Source organism: Nocardia bovistercoris, assembly GCF_015674855.1.
In the GTDB taxonomy this organism is placed as follows: domain Bacteria; phylum Actinomycetota; class Actinomycetes; order Mycobacteriales; family Mycobacteriaceae; genus Nocardia; species Nocardia bovistercoris.
The window spans coordinates 166,136-184,459 of record NZ_JADMLG010000013.1 but is presented as its reverse complement, the minus strand read 5'-3'; the positions used below and the strand labels follow the sequence as shown (position 1 = coordinate 184,459).

Below are 18,324 nucleotides of genomic sequence, written 5' to 3'. Positions count from 1 at the left end.
GTGACGGTTGTGGTGCTCGGATCGGGGCACAACGCTCTGGTCGCGGCCTGCTACCTCGCCCGCGCGGGCGAACGGGTCGAAGTGCTCGAACGCGACGAGGTCGTGGGCGGGGCGGTGTCGACGGTGGAACGATTTCCCGGACACCGCGTGGACCGTGGCTCCTCCGCGCACATCATGATCCGGCACACCGGAATCATCGAAGACCTCGAACTCGACCGCTTCGGACTGCGCTACATCGACTGCGATCCGTGGGCCTTCGCCCCCGCCGATCCGCGCACCGGCGCACCGCCGATCGTGTTCCACCGCGACCTCGACCGCACCTGCGACTCGATCGCGGGCGCGTGCGGCGACCGGGACGCGCACGCCTACCGGGACTTCGCGCGGATCTGGGCCGACCGCAGCGCGAGGGTCATGCGCGCCTTCGACGGCGCGCCGGGACCCGGCCATCTGCTCCGCTCGTTCTGGGGGCTCGACGCCGCCGACGGCGGCAGCGCGCTGTCCCGCGAATTCCTGCAATCCGGTGACGCGCTGCTGGACGGCCACTTCGACGACGAACGCCTGAAGGCGGCGCTGGCCTGGTTCGGCGCGCAGTCCGGGCCGCCCATGTCGGAGCCCGGCACCGCGCCCATGGTGGGGTTCGCCGCGCTCATGCATGTACTGCCGCCGGGTCGCGCGGTCGGCGGCAGCGGCGCGCTCACCGAAGCGCTGGCCGCCCGGTTGCGCGCCGACGGCGGCGTGGTCGCGACCGGCGACGCGGTCACCGAACTCGCGCGGGTCGGGGACGGCTGGCGAGTGCGCACCGCGTCGGGACGCGACCTGCGCGCCCGCACGGTGATCGCGGGCACCCACGTGCTGACCACCCTCGACCTGCTCGACGCGGGCGGATTCGACCCCGCGGTGCTCGACGGCTGGCGGCGACGCATCAGGGTCGGACCCGGCATCGGCATGGTGGTGCGGCTGGCGACCTCGGCGCTGCCCCGATATCAGGGCGCCGCCGATCGCGAGTCCGCGCGCGGACTGCAACTGCTGGTCACCGACCGCGCCCAACTGCGCCGCGCGCACGGCGCGGCGCTCGCGGGCGACCTGCCACCCAGACCGGTGGTGCTCGCCATGAGTTTCAGCGCCCTCGACCCGACCATCGCGCCGCCCGACGAACACCAACTGTCGCTGTGGGCCCAATGGCACCCCTACGCGCTCGCCGACGGCTCGGACTGGTCCTCGCACGCCGACCGCGAGGCCGACCGCATCATCGCCGAAGTCGAAACGTACGCACCGGGATTCGCCGACACGGTGACGGCGCGCCACGTGCAGACCCCGGTGGACCTGGAACGCGAGATGGGATTGCGCGGCGGCAACGTCATGCACGTGGAGATGTCGCTGGACCAGATGATGCTGTGGCGTCCGATCCCCGAGTTGTCGGGCCACCGAGTGCCGGGCGCGGCAGGGCTGTACCTCACGGGCGCCTCCACCCACCCCGGCGGCGGCGTGTCGGGGGCGAGCGGTCGCACGGCGGCGCGACTGGTACTGCGCGACCGGCGACGCCTGCGCCTCGGATTCCGTCGCGGGCAACCGTGACTCCACTCGCGGACCGCCACGTGACTCCGGCCTGCTGCCTCCGCCCGCCCCGGCAACGGTGTATCGGAGTCGGCGGTGCGCCCAGCCCGGATTTCAGAGGACCACCGGAGATTTCACTCGCACACCACGAGACGCCTACCGGAAGCCTTCCCCCGTCCCAGCAACGATGCGCTCCGGCGCCTGCATCGACCACACGTTCGGACGCCGAGTCGCGGCGAACGCCGGATCGCTCACGCCCGGCCTGCGGCAGCGGATCGCGAATCGTGGGCGAGCGGCCGGACCGCCGCGCGGTGGGCGCGGGAACAATGACAGAACTGGTTCGGATTTCGAGGCGGACATCGGTCACTCCGCTCGCCGGCCACCGACGGACACCGACCGCGAGCGACCGCGCTACCGCGGGTACGTCAGGACGGCATCGGTGACACTGACGCGGTCATGGGTTCCAGCGCTGTGCGCGATTCTGCTCGTCGCCGCGCAGATCTGCTACCCCTTGGCCGACGGCAGCGCCCGCGACGCGGTGACGGTCGCGGTGGTGTTGTTGTCGGCGGCGACGGCCCTCACACACGCGGCGGCGACGCGGGGGGCGGGTTTCGCGCTCAGGCTCCTGGTGATCGTGTCCGGGCTCGGATTGCTCGCCGAAGCCGTCGGCACGGCCACCGGATATCCGTTCGGCTGTTACGCCTACGCGCAGGACCGGATCGGTCCCGCCGTCGCGGGTGTTCCGGTGATCGTGGCGTTGGCCTGGACCGGTGGGCTGTACCCGGTGTGGGTGGTGGCGACCGAGTTGGTGGGGCGCGGGCGCGCGCGGGTCGTGCTGACCGCCGTCGGCGCGGTCGGCTGGGATCTGTTCCTCGACCCGCAGATGGCCGCCGACGGGCAGTGGCGTTGGTGCGACACCGTTTCCGGACTGCCCGGTCTCGCGGACATCCCGATCACGAACTACGCGGGCTGGTTCGCGGTCGCCCTGGTGATGGCCTCGATGCTCGAGACCGCGGACCGCCGCGATCACCCCGCCCCCTCCCTCGTATTCCGCGCCGAGACCGCGGTACCCGTCCTCGTCTTCCTCTGGACCTGGCTCGGTTCTGCCCTCGCCCACGCCGTCTTCCTCGACCTGCCCGCCTCGGCGATATACGGCGCGCTCGGCATGGGCCTGCTCGGCATCCCCCTGCTGGCGGCCATGGCGGTGGCAGCCAGTAGAAATTGATTGCTATTGATGTGCCGGTGTTTCAATTTGAAAACTTTCACCAGCGGGAGGCAGGGCCGTAGGACCGCCTGCGGTGCTACACCTTTCAAACATGACGTCTCATGAATAGTGGCGCCTGGGGTGGTTTTTCTGCGTCAGGACCAGGGGTTGAGGTTGGCGGTCGCATTCCAAATGCCGCCCTCAGGGCGGTATTTGGAATCCAAACGGCTGCTCAGACGGGCTTTCCGGGATCAGCAAGCGGTAAGCGGGCCGCCGCCGCACTCGGATTTGTTGGAATATGGGAACTGGGTGTCAGAATGGTAACGACGGCCGATGCGACCCACGGCCACCGCGAATAGTAGCTATTCGATTGCTATTCGGGGTTGGCTGACGGAAATGGGTGGTGTCGGCCGTGAAAAAGGGGTTCGACAGAGACGTGTCCACTCAGGGGTGTCGTGGTTGTCGCGCGGTGACCTGGTGGGTATGGAGCGGAGATCGATCCGGAGCCGGGTCCGGATCGATCGGGCGATCCGCGACTGGAGGCCTCGTGCGTGTGTTCGACGTTTCTGTGGATCGAAGGAGTTTGACGGTGACCTGGCCCGCGTTGTGCGCACCGAGGGGTGTGTGTCGGTCGGTATTGCGGTGGACCATCGAGGATGAGCGGTCGCGGTGCTACCGCAGTGACGGTGTTCGATGACCGGGACCCCGGTGCCGGACGAGATCGGCGCCGCGCTGCGGCTGGAGTTGGCGCTGGATACCTCGAGCTACGCGGATCTGCGTGTCGAGTTCTTGGCGATGACCTCTCGGGCGCAACGGGATTCGGGATTGACCAAAGCGCGGATCGCCGCACAGGCGGGCAGGACGCTGAGCAAATCGACGGTCTACAACTACGCCGGTGATCCCAAGTACCGCAGTTTCCCGCAGCCCAAACAGCTGACCAGATATCTGGAGATCTGCGGGTTCGGTCCCGAGCAGGTGGTGTTCGCGGTCGCGCGCTGCGAATTGATCCGGATCCTGTACCCGGAGGGCAGCAAGACCCCAACGGTGAGCCCGCCCGCACCCGCGGCGCCGGAATCGGTGAGCGCGACCGATCCGCTGTGGGCGCGCTACGAGCAGGTGATGGCCGAGGCGAGCGCACAGATCGAGGCCCTGTGCGCCGATATCGAGCCGGGGCAGGTCGCGTTGGGAAAGGTCGACGCGGTGGTGTTACCCCTGCGCGAAGGGCAACACGAAGGCCAGGAGATATTCCTGCGCCGACTGTTCGAGATGGCCGGGCTGCCGCTGCCCGCCGATGTCGACTTCGAGCCGCCGTTGGAGATGGCCGCGCTGGCGCGGGTGCCGGTACGCCCGGGCGACATCGTGCGCACCGAACAGGGATTCCTCGGAATCCTGGCCGAGGGCAACCGATTGATCCACCTCGGCCGCCGCGGCCTGCCCGCCGACATCGGATTGAGCGACAGCCTCCCGGTGGCGGCGTGGCGGCCCACCCCCGGCCGCCGCGGCCACGCCCTCCAAACGCGGCTGCACCGGGTGGCGGCCACCACGACCGAGATCAAGATGGTCGGCACACCGCGGTCGCAACCCGACGATGGTCGCCCCGGACTGGACGCGGTCGTCGCATTGGTGTGCGAGACCGTCGAATCCGCGGCGCGCCACGGCGTGGCCGTACCCGTCGACGGCCGCGCGTTCTTCGGCGCCGCGGTCGCCCACGGAGTGGAATTCGACTACCCGACCGTCAACGCCTGGATCCCGACACCGAAACTCGCCGCCGAACCGGCGCCACCACCGTCGAAAGGCGCCGAACACGTGGTGACCGAACCGCCGACCGACACCTTCTGATACCCGAGCAGGAAAACGACCGGTCGCTTCTGCGAAAGTGGGCGCGCGCCACTGCCGTCGATTCGGGAAAATTCCATAGCGCTCGAATCGGAGATAAGCCAGGCCTTTGGCTGAACAAGAACAGCGTCACTCACTGACATTAATCAGAGTTTCGCGTACCACGGGCCGAATTACCATCCGTGGATATTCGAATTCTGGCTTTACCGATGGGCCTGCGCTTGCGGACGTAAGCCCACCGGTAAGGCACAATTTCTCGGTCACATTCCCCTGTGAACCGGAAGGTCGACTTCGAAGGCGATCGCCGCCTCCGAATGCGACGGGTGACAGTGAATCACGGAGCCGGCGATCGGAACAACCTCAGCCCGTGCGCCACCGCACCGGGACCAGCCGGTCCAAAGCCGTATGAGCGTTTCCAAATATGCAGGTGAAAGCGCATTTTCGTATTCCAAACCAACTGGTGAGACGGTGCGACAAAAAGTCATCCAGGCAGCTGGCCGTGGGGCATGCCCGGAATCCGGTCGCCCCGGTCCGTGACCGCTTCGTGTGCGGATCCGGCGGTCCTGCCTCGGGCAGGGTGTAGCACCCCGAGACGGATCGGAGCGTCTTTCTCAGCCCCACATTTCCTGTTCATCTGAATATGTACGAATTGCATCCGTGTGTTTAGGATGGTTCCGTCTCCCTCGGTTCCCGAGAGAGAGTCGAGTCCTGCCGAGTTCTTGCGGATCGGCGGACTCTTCCACATCGAACGAGCCACGAAAAGAACACGCTCCGACAGCGTGGTCACATTCCCCACCCATTGCGCGAGTCCCTATGCGTGCGCGAGTTCGGCGCCGCATACGACCCACCGAATCACGAGGACCGGAAACCTTTCGATGCTGAATACCCAGCCTCCCGTCGCCCCCGGCGAACCGCAGCTGCCCGGCGCCGTCGAGGACCAGGTGATCACCACGGTCGCCGCCATCGTGCACAGACCGCACTCGCCCGCGACGTCGTCCTCGGCCCGCGCCGAGATGATCACGAGCACGATCACCGCCGATCCGCCCACCCCGGCACAACAGCAGCTCCCGTACCCCCGGATCGACCGCGTCGCCGCCGCGCTGGTGCTCGGACTGACCGTGGCGTGCTTCGCTTTCCTCGCCTACCTGATCACCATCGACAAGACCGACCTGACCACCGGCGTCCCCGCGACCATGGCCATCGTGCTCACCCTCAACTCCGCGGTATTCGGCACCCGCAACTGGGTGCAACGAACCCGCCGAACCGCCGCCACCGCCGGTCGCGTCGTCGTCGAGGCCCTCGACCCCGGGAGCAATCCGTGACCGACGCTCCCATCGACGACACCGGTCCGACCTGGCCCGGCGCCCGCGGCGACCGCGGCCGCAGGAACTGGCGCACCGTGCCGGACCGATACATCCACGCCAGCAACAGGTTGCGCGAAGACACCCGACTCAGCCACAACGCCAAAGGAATCTGGTTCGCCATCGCCACCGGAACCGACGACACCCCCGTCACCATCAACAACCTCGCCGACCACAGCGCCGACGGCCGCCACGCCGTCAGCAGCGGAGTCAACGAACTCCTCCGATACGGCTACCTCACCCGCAGCACCACCCGCACCCGCAACACCCGCGGCCACCTGGGCACCTACGAGTATTCCATCATCGAGACGCCATGAAGCGGCCGCGGGCGGCCCGGGATGGCGCTGGTCCGTCGGCACGGATTCAGGCCGCTCGGCGGCGACCGTGCGACACGCCACGCCCGAGTGATCGAAAGACCATCGCCGTGCCGCCACGCACGGATTTCGGGCTGCTCGGCGGTCTCCTCGGGGATTCCGCGCGGTGCGGCGTGCGAGTTGCGCCCGTCGCGTGGCACGGCCGATGGCGGGCCTGGCACGATGTGATCCGTGCGATCGAGTCCCGAGCCCACTTCGTCCGATATCCCGGTCCCCGCGCGCCGCACCGGGAGGCGGATAGCCGCGGCCGCTCTACTCGCGGCGCTTTTGGCGCCGCTGCTCGTCGGGTGCCTGCGGGTGCAGGTGTCGATGGGCGTGTCGTCCAACGATCGGGTGTCGGGGCGCATCGTGGCCGCGGTGGTCCCGGAGAACGCTCAGGACAAAGGGCCGGAGTTGAAGGCGCCGGAGGCGTTGGCGGCGAAGGTGCGGGTCGAACCGTACAACCAGGACGGGTATGTCGGCAGCAAGGTGTTCTTCGACGATCTGTCCTTCGGTGAGGTCGGCCAGCTCGACCAGTTGTCCGAGCAGACCCAGGGCATGTTCCAGATCCAGTTCACCCGCACCGGCGACCTGGTGAGCCTGGTCGGGCGCGTCGACCTGAAATCGGTGCCGCCGCACGGTTCCGACGTGCAGTTCACGGTCGCCTTCCCGGCGCGGGTCGCCAAGACCAACGGCAACCGCGACGACGATTCGACGGTCTCCTGGAAACTGCCCCCCGGCGATGTCACCACCTTGCGCGCCGAGGTCAGCTACGCCGACCCGAACACCCGGTCCTTCGCGGGCTGGGCGGGTATCGTCGGCGGCATCACACTGGCGGTCGCCGCTATCGTGGCGGCCATGGCCTACATGGATCGCAATCCGGCGAGCCCGCACAGCCCCCTCGGCGGATTCTCGCTGAGCCGCTGGTGGCGATTGGTCAAGGAAGGTCACTGAGCGAGGCCGTGGCATCCACGCGCGACCTGCCGGGTGTGACCCGTGCCGTGCGATTCGGAGCGGGCGTCGCGACGCTCGGCTGCGCGATCGCCCTGTTCAACCGGATGACAGTACGCGGGCTGCCGGATTCGGCCGCCGCGATCGAGCCGATCACCGTGTGCGTACCCGCCCGCGACGAGGTGGACCGGCTGCCCGATCTCATCGCCGACCTGCGCGCGCAGACCGGCGCCCCGCGCATGCGGGTGCTGATCCTGGACGACGCGTCCACCGACGGCACCGGCGACGCCGCGCTGGAGGCGGTCGACGACGATCCGCGTTTCATCGTGATCCGTTCCGACGCCGAGCCGGAACCGGGCTGGACCGGCAAGGCGGCGGCCTGCGCGCGCCTGGCGGAACTGGTCGACACCGCCGTGCTGATCTTCCTCGACGCCGATGTCCGGCTCGCGCCGGGCGCCATCGCGGCCGCCGTGGCCGAATTGCGCGGCGGGACGGCGGCACTGGTGTCGGTGTGGCCGCGCCAGGACGCGGGCTCGACCGTGGAGGCGCTGGTGCAACCGCTGCTGTGCTGGTCGTGGGCCACCACGCTGCCCGTGACGGTGGCGAATCGGAGTCCGCGGCCGTCGCTCGCGGTGGCATGCGGGCAGTTCCTGGTGTTCGACACCGCCGCCTATCGCGCGGCGGGCGGGCACGCGGAGGTCGCGGCGAGTCCCACCGAGGACCTCGACATCGCCCGGGTCGTGCGGCGGGGCGGCCGGCGCACGGCGCTGGTCACCGCGGGCCCGCTGGCGAGCACCCGCATGTATCGCGGCGCGGCCGACGTCGACGCCGGATACTCCCGCTGGCTGTGGTCGGCCTACGGAGGTTCGCCGGTGGCCGCCGCTGCGGTGGCGGCGGTCGCGGCCCTGGCCTTTCAGCTTCCGCCGCTGGCCGCGCTCGCGGGCCGGGGCGCGACCCGCCGCGCCGGACTGTTCGGCACGGCGGCCGCGATCACGGCCCGTCTCCTCGCCCGCTCCGTCGAGACACGCACCGGCCTCACCCGCGCCGACATCCTTGCCGCACTCGCCCATCCGTTGTCGATCGCGGCATACACGCGACTCTCCGCCCGCTCCCATCTCGCCCACCGCCGCGGTGTGCTGACCTGGAAATCCAGACCGCTGCCCACCACGGCGGGCGGCTCACCGACCTGACACCGCCGTCACGGAACGGTCGTCATCCCCACGGTGGGCAGGAAGTAGCAGGTCTTGTTCCCGTTGCGTACCGAGCCGAAGACGGCGGCGAGGACGGTGCCCTTACCGGTGTCGACGGGGACCGCGCGGATGCCGCCGACGGGGAGGGCGGCGAGGAAGAAGTCCTGGATGGCCTTCGCGGCGGCCGGTCTGGCTTCGGCGGGCACCTGCGGCGGGATCATGGCGGCGAGCACGTCGCCGATGGGGCCCATGTTCGCGGCGCCGGTGCGGCCGTTGCTCACGTTGATCCAGGCGACCTGCATGCCCGAGTTCGCCGAGTTGTCGGGGGCGACGCCGTAGGGCACGAAGGTGAACATCGTCTGTCCCGAGCGGACGGCGGTCAGGTCGACGCCGGGGATGTTCACCGTGGTCTTGGGCCACGGGCCCGGCACCGCGCCCGCGACAGCGGGCACGATGCCCATGGTCGAGGCGTCGTCGCAGAAGGCCGCCGCGGTCGGATACGCGAAGGGGTCCATGCCGAACTGTTTGAGCGCCTCCAGATTCGACTGGTAGACCCCGAGCAGATCACCGGGGCCCGCCACGGCGGCGGGGGTGTCCGCACTCGCGGGCGCCGCGTGGGCGGGGGCGCACAGCGCGAACGCGGCGGCGACCGAACCGGTCGCGACGGCTGCACATGTGGTGAGACGGCGCACTACGGTCACATCAGACCTCCTCATCGTCGACACGAACGAGGAGGACGGTACTACCGCTAACGCTTTCAACAGCCGATTTACGATTTGGCAACTTCTCGGCGCGTCGCGTGGCCCGCTCTCTCGCGCGCGGCCAGAACGCGCGAGAGGGCAACTTCCGACCGGAATTGTCGTCCGCGCCGGCCGCGACGGAAAGACCTGCGCTCATGCTGATTTCTACCCTTGTCGCGCGGACCTCGCGCTTCGCATGATGTTTCGGGTTCGACCCCGTGTGCCCGCACCGCGACGCACGGGCCGCCCCGCCCATCCAGAGCGACCGAGAGACCTGGCTCGTCGACGTCGCAGCAACCCTTCGGCGACGCCGGACACGGGTGCTTCCGCCGGGATCGATGGAGGAACCGACGTGATCATCTCCCGAAGCGGCATTCGCTGGGCCCGCCGCCATGTCGACAACTGCCGCATCACCTCCACCGGCTGTCGCGGTCGCCGCGAAGCCAGATCGTGCCACCCGACGCTGGCCGGGTGAGGTGGTCGCCGCCTCGGCGACGGCCGCGTTTCGTAGTTGTCGAAGGATGAATCATGAGTGCGCCACCCGCACCCGACGCCCCGCCCGCTCGATCGGGCCGCGCCGCCCCGGACGATTCCGGCTCGGACGACCCCGCTGATCAGCCTGAGAGCTCGACCGAGAATCTGCGCATCGCCAAACGCAGGCATCCGGTGCGCTGGGTGGTCGCCGCGCTCGCCCTGGTGGTGGTCGCCCAGTTCGCACACGGCCTGGCCACGAATCCCGGGTGGGACTGGGGCACTTTCGCGCAGTACTTCACCGCGCGATCGGTGTTGACCTCGCTGAAGATCACCCTGGAACTGACCATGTGGGGCACCGCGCTCGGCTTCCTGCTCGGCACCGCGCTCGCGGTGGCGCGGCTCTCGGACAACCCGGTGCTCAAGGTCATCTCGTGGACCTACATCTGGGCCTTCCGGTCCATCCCGCTGATCGTGCAGTTGCTGTTCTGGTTCAACATCGCCTACCTGTACCGGACGCTGTCGGTCGGCATCCCGTTCGGGCCCGCGTTCTTCCGGTTCGAAGTGAACGGCGTCATCAGCGGATTCACCGCCGCCGTGATCGGACTCGCCCTGCACCAGGCCGCGTATTCGGCCGAGATCATCAGGGCCGGGCTCATCTCGGTCGATCAAGGGCAGCTGGAAGCCGCGGCGGCGCTCGGTATTCCACGCCTGCGCCAGTTCCGCACGGTGGTGGCGCCGCAGGCCATGCGCTCGATCCTGCCGAACGCGACCAACGAGGTGATCAGCCTGTTCAAGGGCACCTCGATCGTCTCGGTGATGGCGATCGCCGAGCTCTTCTACCAGGTGCAGGTGATCTACGGCCGCAACGGGCGGGTGGTGCCACTGCTGATGGTGGCCACCTTCTGGTACGTGGTGCTGACCACGATCCTGTCGGTCGCGCAGTACTACATCGAACGGCACTACGCCAAAGGCACGCGCCGGGACGTGCCGCCGACCCCGTGGCGGCGGGTGCGCGACCGGCTCGGCGAGATCGCCACACCGCGAGGAGCGACCCGATGACCGCGACCGAATCGACGGCGAACCGGACAGCGGCGCTCCAGCATGCGGAGCCCCCGCAGGTGGCGCCACAGCACGCGGCAACCCGACGGGCAGCACATGGACAGGCGGCGCTCGAACCGAAGGCGGCCCCGGAGGTGGCGAACTCGCAGGCGGCGACCCAGCTGACGGCGAACCGGTTTCCAGTGCACCCACAGCCGGCAGCCGAACAGGCGGCAGTACGAGTACCGGCGGCCCCGCGATCGGCGGATCCGCAGGCGGCGACAGAGCACCCGAGACGCGAGCAGCCCGCGATCGAAGTACGCGGGGTGCACAAGACTTTCGGAACGCACGAAGTGTTGCGCGGTGTTGACCTGACCGTGCGCCCCGGTGAGGTGGTCACGGTGATCGGCCCGTCCGGGTCAGGCAAATCCACCCTGCTGCGGGTGATCAACCACCTCGAGGACCTGGACGCGGGCACCGTGCGCATCGACGGTGAGCTCATCGGCTACCGGATTCGAGGCGATGTGCTGTATCCGTTGCGCGACAGCGAGGTTCGCAAGCAGCGCGCCCGCATCGGTTTCGTCTTCCAACAGTTCAACCTGTTCCCGCACCTGACCGCCTTGCAGAACGTGACGCTGGCGCCGCTGACCGCGCAGCGCCGCGACCGCGCCGAGGTGGAACGCGAGGCGCGCGAACTGCTCACCAGGGTCGGCATCGGCGAACTGGCCGACGCCTATCCGCGCAGGCTGTCCGGCGGGCAGCAGCAGCGCGTCGCGATCGCGCGGGCGCTGGCGCTGCGGCCGCGCGTGATCCTGTTCGACGAGCCGACCTCGGCGCTCGACCCGGAACTGGTCGGCGAGGTCCTCGACGTGATCCGCGATCTCGCCGACGGCGGCACCGCGCTGGTGATCGTCACCCACGAGATCGGCTTCGCCCGCGAGATCGCCGACACGGTGGTCTTCATCGACGCGGGCGCGATCGTCGAACAGGGTCCGCCCACCGAGGTTCTCGACCACCCCTCCCACTCCCGGACCAGGGCGTTCCTGGCCCGGGTCCGCTGAAAGCCAGGACATGCGCACGATGAACAGGTTCTCCATGAAGTTCGCCCCGCTGGTCGGCGCCCTCGCGGTCGCGCTGCTCGCCACCGCCTGCTCCGATCCCGAGGCCGAGTCCTCGGTGCGACCCGCGGACGGTGCGGTGGCATTCGATCTGACGCCCGAGCAGAGCGGGCGCGTGCACACCGACAAGGTCGACGCCATCGCCGCCGGGGTGCCCAAGGTGATCCGCGACCGCGGCACGCTGGTGGTCACCGGATCGTCGGGCACCGCGCCGCCGCTGCGCTTCTACGCCACCGACGACAAGACCACCGTCGGCTCCGAGGTCGATTTCGCCTCGCTGGTCGCGGATGTCCTCGGTTTGAAACTCGTCGTGCAGGTGTCGGATTGGTCGCAGAACTTCGTGCGGATCGATTCCGGCGAGGTGGACGCGTTCATCTCCAACGTCACGGTCACCGAGGAGCGCAAGGAGAAGTACGACTTCGCCACCTACCGCACCGACACCGTCGCGCTCGAGGTGCCGAGTGACAGCTCTATCGATTACAAGGATCGAAAGAGCCTGGCCGGTAAGCGGATCGGCGTCGGCAGCGGCACCAACCAGGAACAGCTGCTGGTGAAGTGGAGCGAGCAGAACCGCGCCGACGGCCTGCCCGCGATCGACATCGCCTACTTCCAGCAGACCAGCGACTACTACCTCGCGCTCGCCTCGCATCGCCTCGACGGCTACATCGGCCCCAATCCGACCGCGATCTACCACGTCGCCACCGCGAAGCAGACCAAGATCGTCGGCACCTTCTCCGGCGCGGGCGAGCAGTTGCAGGGCGAGATCGGCGTGCTCACCAAGAAGGACAACGGCTTGATCGGCCCGATCCACCAGGCCATCGAGCACGCCATCGCCAACGGCTCCTACCGCAAGGTCATCGACCGCTGGGGCCTGGACACCGAGGCGCTGCCCGCGTCGCGGATCAACCCGCCCGGACTGCCCAAGAAGAGCTGAAAGCCCACCGAACCGACCTGTTCGACCGACCGAAACACCTGGAGTGACACAGTGATCCGATCCCGCCATCGCATCGCGGCGGTTGCCGCCGCCGTCGCCGCGGCCGCGAGTCTGGCGGCCTGCGGCAGCGATACGGCAGGCAGCGGCGGCGACGCGGGACCGCCGCGCCCCGGCGGCACCTTGCGCTACGGACTCTCGCAGGGGCCGACCTGCTCGGATCCGGCGCAGGCGGGAACCAACCAGACCATCTACGTGACCCGACAGATCGTCGACTCGCTGACCGACCAGGATCCGAAGACCGGCGAGTTGAAGCCGTGGCTGGCCCGCAGCTGGGAGGTCAGCCCGGACGCGACGACCTTCACCTTCCAGCTCGCGGACGGCGTCACCTTCAGCGACGGCACACCGCTCACCGCGGAATCCGTGCGGCGCAACTTCGATTCGATCGTGAAACTCGGTTCCGGCAAGTCGCCGCTCGGCTCGAGCTACCTCACCAACTACGTCGCGACCACCGCGGTGGACAAGCTGACCGCACGCGTGCAGTTCAGCAAGCCGAATGCGCAATTCCTGCAAGCGTCCTCGACCTCGCAGCTCGGCATCCAGGCCGACGCCACCGTCGCGAAACCCGCCGAACAGCGTTGCGCGGGCGACAATATCGGAAGCGGGCCTTTCACCTACGCCGGCTGGCGCCAGGACGCCTCGGCGACCCTGGCCAAACGGCCCGACTACGCGTGGGGTTCGAAGGTCTTCGCCCACGAGGGCGCCGCCTACCTCGACCGCATCGAATACACCGTGGTCCCCGAATCCGGGGTGCGCACCGGCAGTCTGGCCTCCGGCCAGCTCGACGCCATCAGCGACGCGCTGCCCCAGGACGTGCCCCAGATCGAGGCCACCGGTGGTCGGCTGCTCAGCACCTCGAATCCGGGCGTGCCGTTCGGATTCCAGCCGAATGTGACGCGCGGTCCGCTGCGCGATCCGGCCGTGCGCCTGGCGCTGCTGCCCGCGATCGACCGCGAACAGCTGGTCGACACCGTCCTCGGCCCGCAGTTCAAGACCGCGACCGGCGTACTCGCGAGTGCCACACCGGGATACGAGGACCTGTCGAGCAAGCTGAACTACGATCCGGCGGCCGCGCGCGCGGCACTCGACCGGGCGGGCTGGGTTCCCGGCGGCGACGGCATCCGCGTCAAGAACGGCGAAAAACTGTCCTTCAGCGTCACTTTCAGCCAGGTGTTCGCAGGCAACCAGGCCATCCTCGAACTGGTGCAGCAGCAGTTGCGGCAAGTCGGCGTCGACCTGAAGTTGGAGCTGGTGTCGACGGCGGAGACCACCGCGCGGCAGAACTCCAAGGACTTCGACACCTTCTACTACAACTCCACTCGCGCCGACGGCGACATCCTGCGCACCTCGTTCAGCGTGGAAGGACGCAACCTCAATGCGCGCGAACGCATCCCGGCCCTCGACGATCTGCTGAACAATCAGCTCAGCGCCGGTGACGCGGCCGCGCGCACCCAACTGATCCGCACCGCGCAGCGCACCATCCTCGACGAGGGGCTGTGGATTCCGACCGTCGAACTGTCCCAGGCCATCGGAGCGGCGGGCAAGGTACACGACCTGAAATTCGAGGCGTCCGCGCGGTTGCAGTTCTTCGACACCTGGCTGAGCGGGAGCTGATATGGCCCGGTATCTGGCTCTGCGCGTCCTGCAAGCGATCTGGGTGCTGTGGGCGGCGTTCACCATCTCCTTCGTCGTGCTCTACCTGTTGCCCGCCGACCCGGTGTCGATCGCGGCCGACGCGGGCGGCGCGGGCACACCGGTGGACAAGGCCGCGGTCGCGGAATTGCAGGCGCGCTACGGGCTGGACCGGCCACTGTGGGAGCAGTACTGCACCGCGCTCGGCCACGCCGTGCGCGGTGACCTCGGCCATTCCATCTCCTCCGGCCAGACGGTCACCGGCGCGATCGGCGACGCCGCGCCCGACACCCTCGCCCTCGCCGGGCTCGCGTTGCTGTTCGCGGTGCTCGGCGGGGTGGCGCTGGCCTTCGCCGCCACCTACACCCGGCGGCCCTGGCTGCGCGACACCCTGGCCGGACTGCCGTCGCTCGGTGTCGCGGTGCCGACCTTCTGGACCGGACTGCTACTGCTGCAACTGTTCTCGTTCCACTGGCGGCTCGTGCCCGCGTTCGGCGGGCGCGGGTTCGCGGGCACCGTGCTGCCCGCGCTCACCTTGGCGATCCCGATCGGCGCCGTCCTCGCGCAGGTGCTCTCCGCGGGCCTGGAATCGACTTGGCGACAACCGTTCGTCGACGTGGCGCGGGCCAAGGGCGGATCGCGCCTGTGGGTGCAGCGGACCCACGTGCTGCGGCCCGCCAGCGTGCCGACCTTCACCATCGCCGGTGTGCTCGTCGGCAATATGCTCGCGGGCTCGGTCGTCGTCGAAACCGTGTTCGCCCGGCCAGGATTGGGCAGGATCACCCAGGCTTCGGTGCTCTCCCAGGATATTCCGGTGGTTCAGGGCATCGTGCTGGTGACCGCGCTGGTGTTCGTCACCGTGAATCTCGCGGTCGACCTGCTCTATCCGCTGCTCGACCCGCGCATCGCCGGCCGGGCGCGCGGCGGCGGGTTCACCGGAGTCGAGAAGGACGCCGAGGCCGAGAAGGGCGCGGGCGGCGAGTTCGAGAGCGACGCGAGGGCCGAGGCGAGCGCGGGGGTAGTGGAGGTGGGTTCGCGTGGTTGACGTCATCGGTGTGCGCGCCGAGGAGAAGGACACCCGCGACCGCACCGCGCCGCGCCGCCCCGCACGGTGGCGGGCGCTGCTCGACAACGCCGGACTCGTCGCCTCCGGCGCGGTGGCGCTGCTCGCCGTCGGCTGGGCGCTGCTGCCGTCGGTCTTCGCGAGCGGCGACCCGCTGGCCGGGACGCCGTCACAGAAGTTGCGCGGCCCGAGCGCCGAACACTGGTTCGGGACCGACAACATCGGCCGCGACCTCTACACCAGGATGGTGCACGGCGCGAGCCTCTCGCTCACCGCGACACTGACCGCCGTCGGCATCGCGCTGATCGCGGGCACCATGCTCGGACTGCTCGCGGGCGCGGCGGGCGGCGTCATCGACAGCGCCGTCATGCGCGTGGTCGACGTCATGCTGTCCATCCCGTCGCTGCTGCTGTCGCTGGCGCTGGTCACCGCGCTCGGCTTCGGCACCCGCAATGTGGCGATCGCGGTCGGCGTCTCCCTGGTCGCCAACTTCGCCAGGGTCATGCGCTCGGAAGTGCTTCGGGTGCGCGAGGCGGCCTACGTGGAGGCCGCGCACGCGAGCGGGGTGCGCTGGTACGCCGTGCTGACCCGACACATACTGCCCAATTCGTATCAGCCCGTGGTCGCGCTGGCCGCCGTCGAATTCGGCATGGCCGTACTAGCCGTCTCCGCCCTCAGCTTCCTCGGCTACGGCGCGAAACCCCCCACCCCCGAGTGGGGTTCGCTGATCGCCGAGGGGCGCAACTACCTCGCCACGGCCTGGTGGCTCACCACCATGCCCGGCCTGGTGATCATCGCCGTCGTCCTGGCCACCCAACGCCTCGGCCGCGCCGTAGGAAGGAGCGTCGAATGACCCGCCCATCCCCCGGTGCGAACGCCGACACCGCCACCGAATCACACACCGCGCCGCCGCGCTCGTCGCGACACACACCGAAGCCCGTCGCCGCGGGCATCGCCGCTGAATCACCTGCGGAACAGGCACATTCATCGCATGAAGGTGCGCATCGACAGCACCTCCGGATCGACGACGACACGTCCGCCGACGGCCCCGGCGAACCGTCGCCGCGATATTCACGATCGCCGCAGGAGGCGCGAGCGCACCACCGAACCGACGCCGACAGGTTCACCGATGGCGTCGGCATCGGATCGCGGCCGCTGTTGCGGGTGCGGGAGTTGCGGGTTCGGTATCGCGGCGTCGAGGAGGAGACGCCGGTGCTGGCCGGTGTCTCGCTCGATATCGCGCGCGGGGAAGTGGTCGCGCTGGTGGGGGAATCCGGGTCGGGGAAGTCCACGCTCGCGCATTCGATCATCGGGCTGCTCGGGGCGGCGGGCGAGATCGTCGGCGGAGCTGTGGAGTTCGACGGTCGGGCCGTCGATATCGCCGACGAGCGGGCGGTGCGGCCGCTGCGCGGGGCGCGTGTCGGATTCGTTCCGCAGGATCCTGGATCGTCGCTCAACCCGGTGCGCCGGGTCGGGGACCAGGTCGCCGAGACGCTGCGGGTGCACGGGCTCGCGGACCGGCGTAGTGCGCGCGAGCGGGCGGTGCGACTGCTCGCCGACGCCGGACTCGACCGTCCCGAACTGCGGGCCGCGCAATACCCGCACGAGCTGTCCGGCGGGCAGCGGCAGCGGGTGCTCATCGCGGCCGCACTGATCGCCGAACCGGATCTGGTGATCGCGGACGAACCGACCAGCGCGCTCGACGCCACGGTGGCGCGCCGAGTCCTGGACCGCCTCGCCGAGCAGACCGCGGCGCGCGGCACCGCCGTCCTGCTGATCACCCACGATCTGGCGATCGCCGCCGAACGCGCCGACCGGGTCGTTGTCCTCGACGGCGGCGAGATCGTGGAATCGGGACCGACCTCGACGGTGCTCGCGCAACCGCGCCACCCCTACACCAGGAAACTGCTCGCCGCCTCCCCCAGCCTCGCGCCCTTCGACGGCTTCCGGCCCGCGCGCGGCAAGGACGGCCCGCCGCTGCTGTCGCTGACCGGCGTGCGCAAACGGTTCCGGGTGCGCGGCGGCGACGCGATCACCGCGGTCGCGGACGTCGGCTTCGACCTCGCACGCGGCGAAACCCTTTCGCTGGTCGGCGAATCCGGGTCGGGCAAGTCGACCACCGCGCGCATCGCGGTGCGCCTCACCGAACCCGACGGTGGCGCCGTCACCTTCGACGGGCAACCCGTGCACGGTGTGCGCGGCGCCCGACTGCGCGCGCTGCGCCGACGTTTCCAGATCGTCTACCAGAACCCCTACGCCTCACTGGATCCGCGCTGGCGGGTCGAGCGGATCGTGGCGGAACCGTTGCGCGCCTACGGCATCGGCACCGCCGCCGAACGCCGCGAACGCGTCGACGCATTGCTCGACCAGGTCGCGCTCCCGCAGCGGTTCGCCCGCCGCCGCCCCGCCGAACTGTCCGGCGGCCAACGCCAACGCGTCGCCATCGCCCGCGCCCTCGCCCTGCGACCGGACCTGCTGGTCCTGGACGAGCCGGTCTCGGCACTCGACGCCTCGGTCCAAGCCCAGATCCTCGACCTGCTCGACCGACTCCAGACCGAACTCGACCTGAGCTACCTGTTCATCTCCCACGACCTGGCGGTGGTCCGCCGCATCAGCGACCGAGTCGCCGTCATGCGCCACGGCCGAATAGTCGAATACGGAACCACCGCGGCCATTTTCGAAACCCCCGAACACGCCTACACCCGCGAACTGCTCGCCGCCATCCCCACCCCGAAGGGAGCGACCCGATGAACGCTCCCGCTGTCCTCGCCGCCCTCGGGCACCTGTCGGTCCGAGAAATGGACGGCACGACTCCAGAT

15 protein-coding genes and 1 riboswitch are annotated in these 18,324 nt (G+C 69.4%); of the genes, 14 read left to right on the top strand and 1 reads right to left on the bottom strand.

From position 1 onward, the window contains the following. The 7 genes from IT779_RS27860 to IT779_RS27830 all read left to right on the top strand — a co-directional run bounded on the left by IT779_RS27860 (nucleotide 1) and on the right by IT779_RS27830 (nucleotide 8,449). Nucleotides 1-1,575, top strand: coding sequence for a phytoene desaturase family protein (locus IT779_RS27860; RefSeq protein WP_196152392.1), 1,575 nt, complete (start codon nucleotides 1-3; stop codon nucleotides 1,573-1,575). Nucleotides 1,576-1,993: 418 nt separating this feature from the next. Further along, a complete protein-coding gene (locus IT779_RS27855; RefSeq protein WP_332839000.1) occupies nucleotides 1,994-2,779 on the top strand; it encodes a carotenoid biosynthesis protein in 786 nt (261 codons plus the stop codon). Nucleotides 2,780-3,451: 672 nt separating this feature from the next. Further along, complete coding sequence (locus tag IT779_RS27850; protein WP_196152390.1) at nucleotides 3,452-4,597, top strand: hypothetical protein; 1,146 nt, start codon at nucleotides 3,452-3,454, stop codon at nucleotides 4,595-4,597. Between the two features lie 872 nt (nucleotides 4,598-5,469). Then, nucleotides 5,470-5,916 (top strand): hypothetical protein, encoded by a 447-nt coding sequence (locus tag IT779_RS27845; protein WP_196152389.1) that lies wholly within the window; start codon nucleotides 5,470-5,472, stop codon nucleotides 5,914-5,916. Then, a complete protein-coding gene (locus IT779_RS27840) occupies nucleotides 5,913-6,272 on the top strand; it encodes a hypothetical protein (RefSeq protein ID WP_196152388.1) in 360 nt (119 codons plus the stop codon). The genes IT779_RS27845 and IT779_RS27840 overlap by 4 nt, the downstream gene beginning before the upstream one ends. Before the next feature lie 228 nt (nucleotides 6,273-6,500). Further along, nucleotides 6,501-7,262, top strand: coding sequence for an LppM family (lipo)protein (locus IT779_RS27835; RefSeq protein ID WP_408637800.1), 762 nt, complete (start codon nucleotides 6,501-6,503; stop codon nucleotides 7,260-7,262). An 8-nt stretch (nucleotides 7,263-7,270) separates the two neighbouring features. Beyond that, nucleotides 7,271-8,449, top strand: a complete 1,179-nt coding sequence (locus IT779_RS27830) for a glycosyltransferase (RefSeq protein WP_332838999.1) — start codon at nucleotides 7,271-7,273, stop codon at nucleotides 8,447-8,449. A gap of 8 nt (nucleotides 8,450-8,457) precedes the next feature. Here IT779_RS27830 and IT779_RS27825 read toward each other — a convergent pair whose 3' ends face one another. Then, nucleotides 8,458-9,150 (bottom strand): hypothetical protein, encoded by a 693-nt coding sequence (locus IT779_RS27825; RefSeq protein WP_332838998.1) that lies wholly within the window; start codon nucleotides 9,148-9,150, stop codon nucleotides 8,458-8,460. Nucleotides 9,151-9,438: 288 nt separating this feature from the next. Beyond that, nucleotides 9,439-9,534, top strand: a riboswitch (SAM riboswitch). 183 nt (nucleotides 9,535-9,717) lie between these two features. Here IT779_RS27825 and IT779_RS27820 point away from each other — a divergent pair. The 7 genes from IT779_RS27820 (at nucleotide 9,718) to IT779_RS27790 (ending at nucleotide 18,256) form a co-directional block, all read left to right on the top strand. Next, a complete protein-coding gene (locus tag IT779_RS27820; protein WP_196152386.1) occupies nucleotides 9,718-10,722 on the top strand; it encodes an amino acid ABC transporter permease in 1,005 nt (334 codons plus the stop codon). A 332-nt stretch (nucleotides 10,723-11,054) separates the two neighbouring features. Further along, nucleotides 11,055-11,762 (top strand): amino acid ABC transporter ATP-binding protein, encoded by a 708-nt coding sequence (locus IT779_RS27815; RefSeq protein WP_332838997.1) that lies wholly within the window; start codon nucleotides 11,055-11,057, stop codon nucleotides 11,760-11,762. A 19-nt stretch (nucleotides 11,763-11,781) separates the two neighbouring features. After that, on the top strand, nucleotides 11,782-12,753 hold the full coding sequence (locus IT779_RS27810; RefSeq protein ID WP_196152385.1) for an ABC transporter substrate-binding protein: 972 nt from the start codon (nucleotides 11,782-11,784) through the stop codon (nucleotides 12,751-12,753). 54 nt (nucleotides 12,754-12,807) lie between these two features. Beyond that, on the top strand, nucleotides 12,808-14,424 hold the full coding sequence (locus tag IT779_RS27805) for an ABC transporter substrate-binding protein (RefSeq protein WP_408637804.1): 1,617 nt from the start codon (nucleotides 12,808-12,810) through the stop codon (nucleotides 14,422-14,424). Nucleotide 14,425: 1 nt separating this feature from the next. Next, nucleotides 14,426-15,487, top strand: coding sequence for an ABC transporter permease (locus IT779_RS27800; RefSeq protein ID WP_196152383.1), 1,062 nt, complete (start codon nucleotides 14,426-14,428; stop codon nucleotides 15,485-15,487). Next, nucleotides 15,480-16,358: an ABC transporter permease gene (locus IT779_RS27795; RefSeq protein ID WP_332838996.1), complete on the top strand. Its 879-nt coding sequence runs from the start codon at nucleotides 15,480-15,482 to the stop codon at nucleotides 16,356-16,358. Before IT779_RS27800 ends, IT779_RS27795 begins: the two co-directional genes overlap by 8 nt. Continuing rightward, nucleotides 16,355-18,256 (top strand): dipeptide ABC transporter ATP-binding protein, encoded by a 1,902-nt coding sequence (locus IT779_RS27790; protein ID WP_196152382.1) that lies wholly within the window; start codon nucleotides 16,355-16,357, stop codon nucleotides 18,254-18,256. Before IT779_RS27795 ends, IT779_RS27790 begins: the two co-directional genes overlap by 4 nt. The last annotated feature ends 68 nt before the right edge of the window (nucleotides 18,257-18,324 follow it).

Coding starts and splice junctions, on each gene's coding strand:
- IT779_RS27850 (WP_196152390.1), top strand. CDS start 3,452: ATGACCGGGACCCCGGTGCCGGACGAGATCGGCGCCGCGCTGCGGCTG.
- IT779_RS27845 (WP_196152389.1), top strand. CDS start 5,470: ATGCTGAATACCCAGCCTCCCGTCGCCCCCGGCGAACCGCAGCTGCCC.
- IT779_RS27820 (WP_196152386.1), top strand. CDS start 9,718: ATGAGTGCGCCACCCGCACCCGACGCCCCGCCCGCTCGATCGGGCCGC.
- IT779_RS27810 (WP_196152385.1), top strand. CDS start 11,782: ATGAACAGGTTCTCCATGAAGTTCGCCCCGCTGGTCGGCGCCCTCGCG.
- IT779_RS27800 (WP_196152383.1), top strand. CDS start 14,426: ATGGCCCGGTATCTGGCTCTGCGCGTCCTGCAAGCGATCTGGGTGCTG.
- IT779_RS27790 (WP_196152382.1), top strand. CDS start 16,355: ATGACCCGCCCATCCCCCGGTGCGAACGCCGACACCGCCACCGAATCA.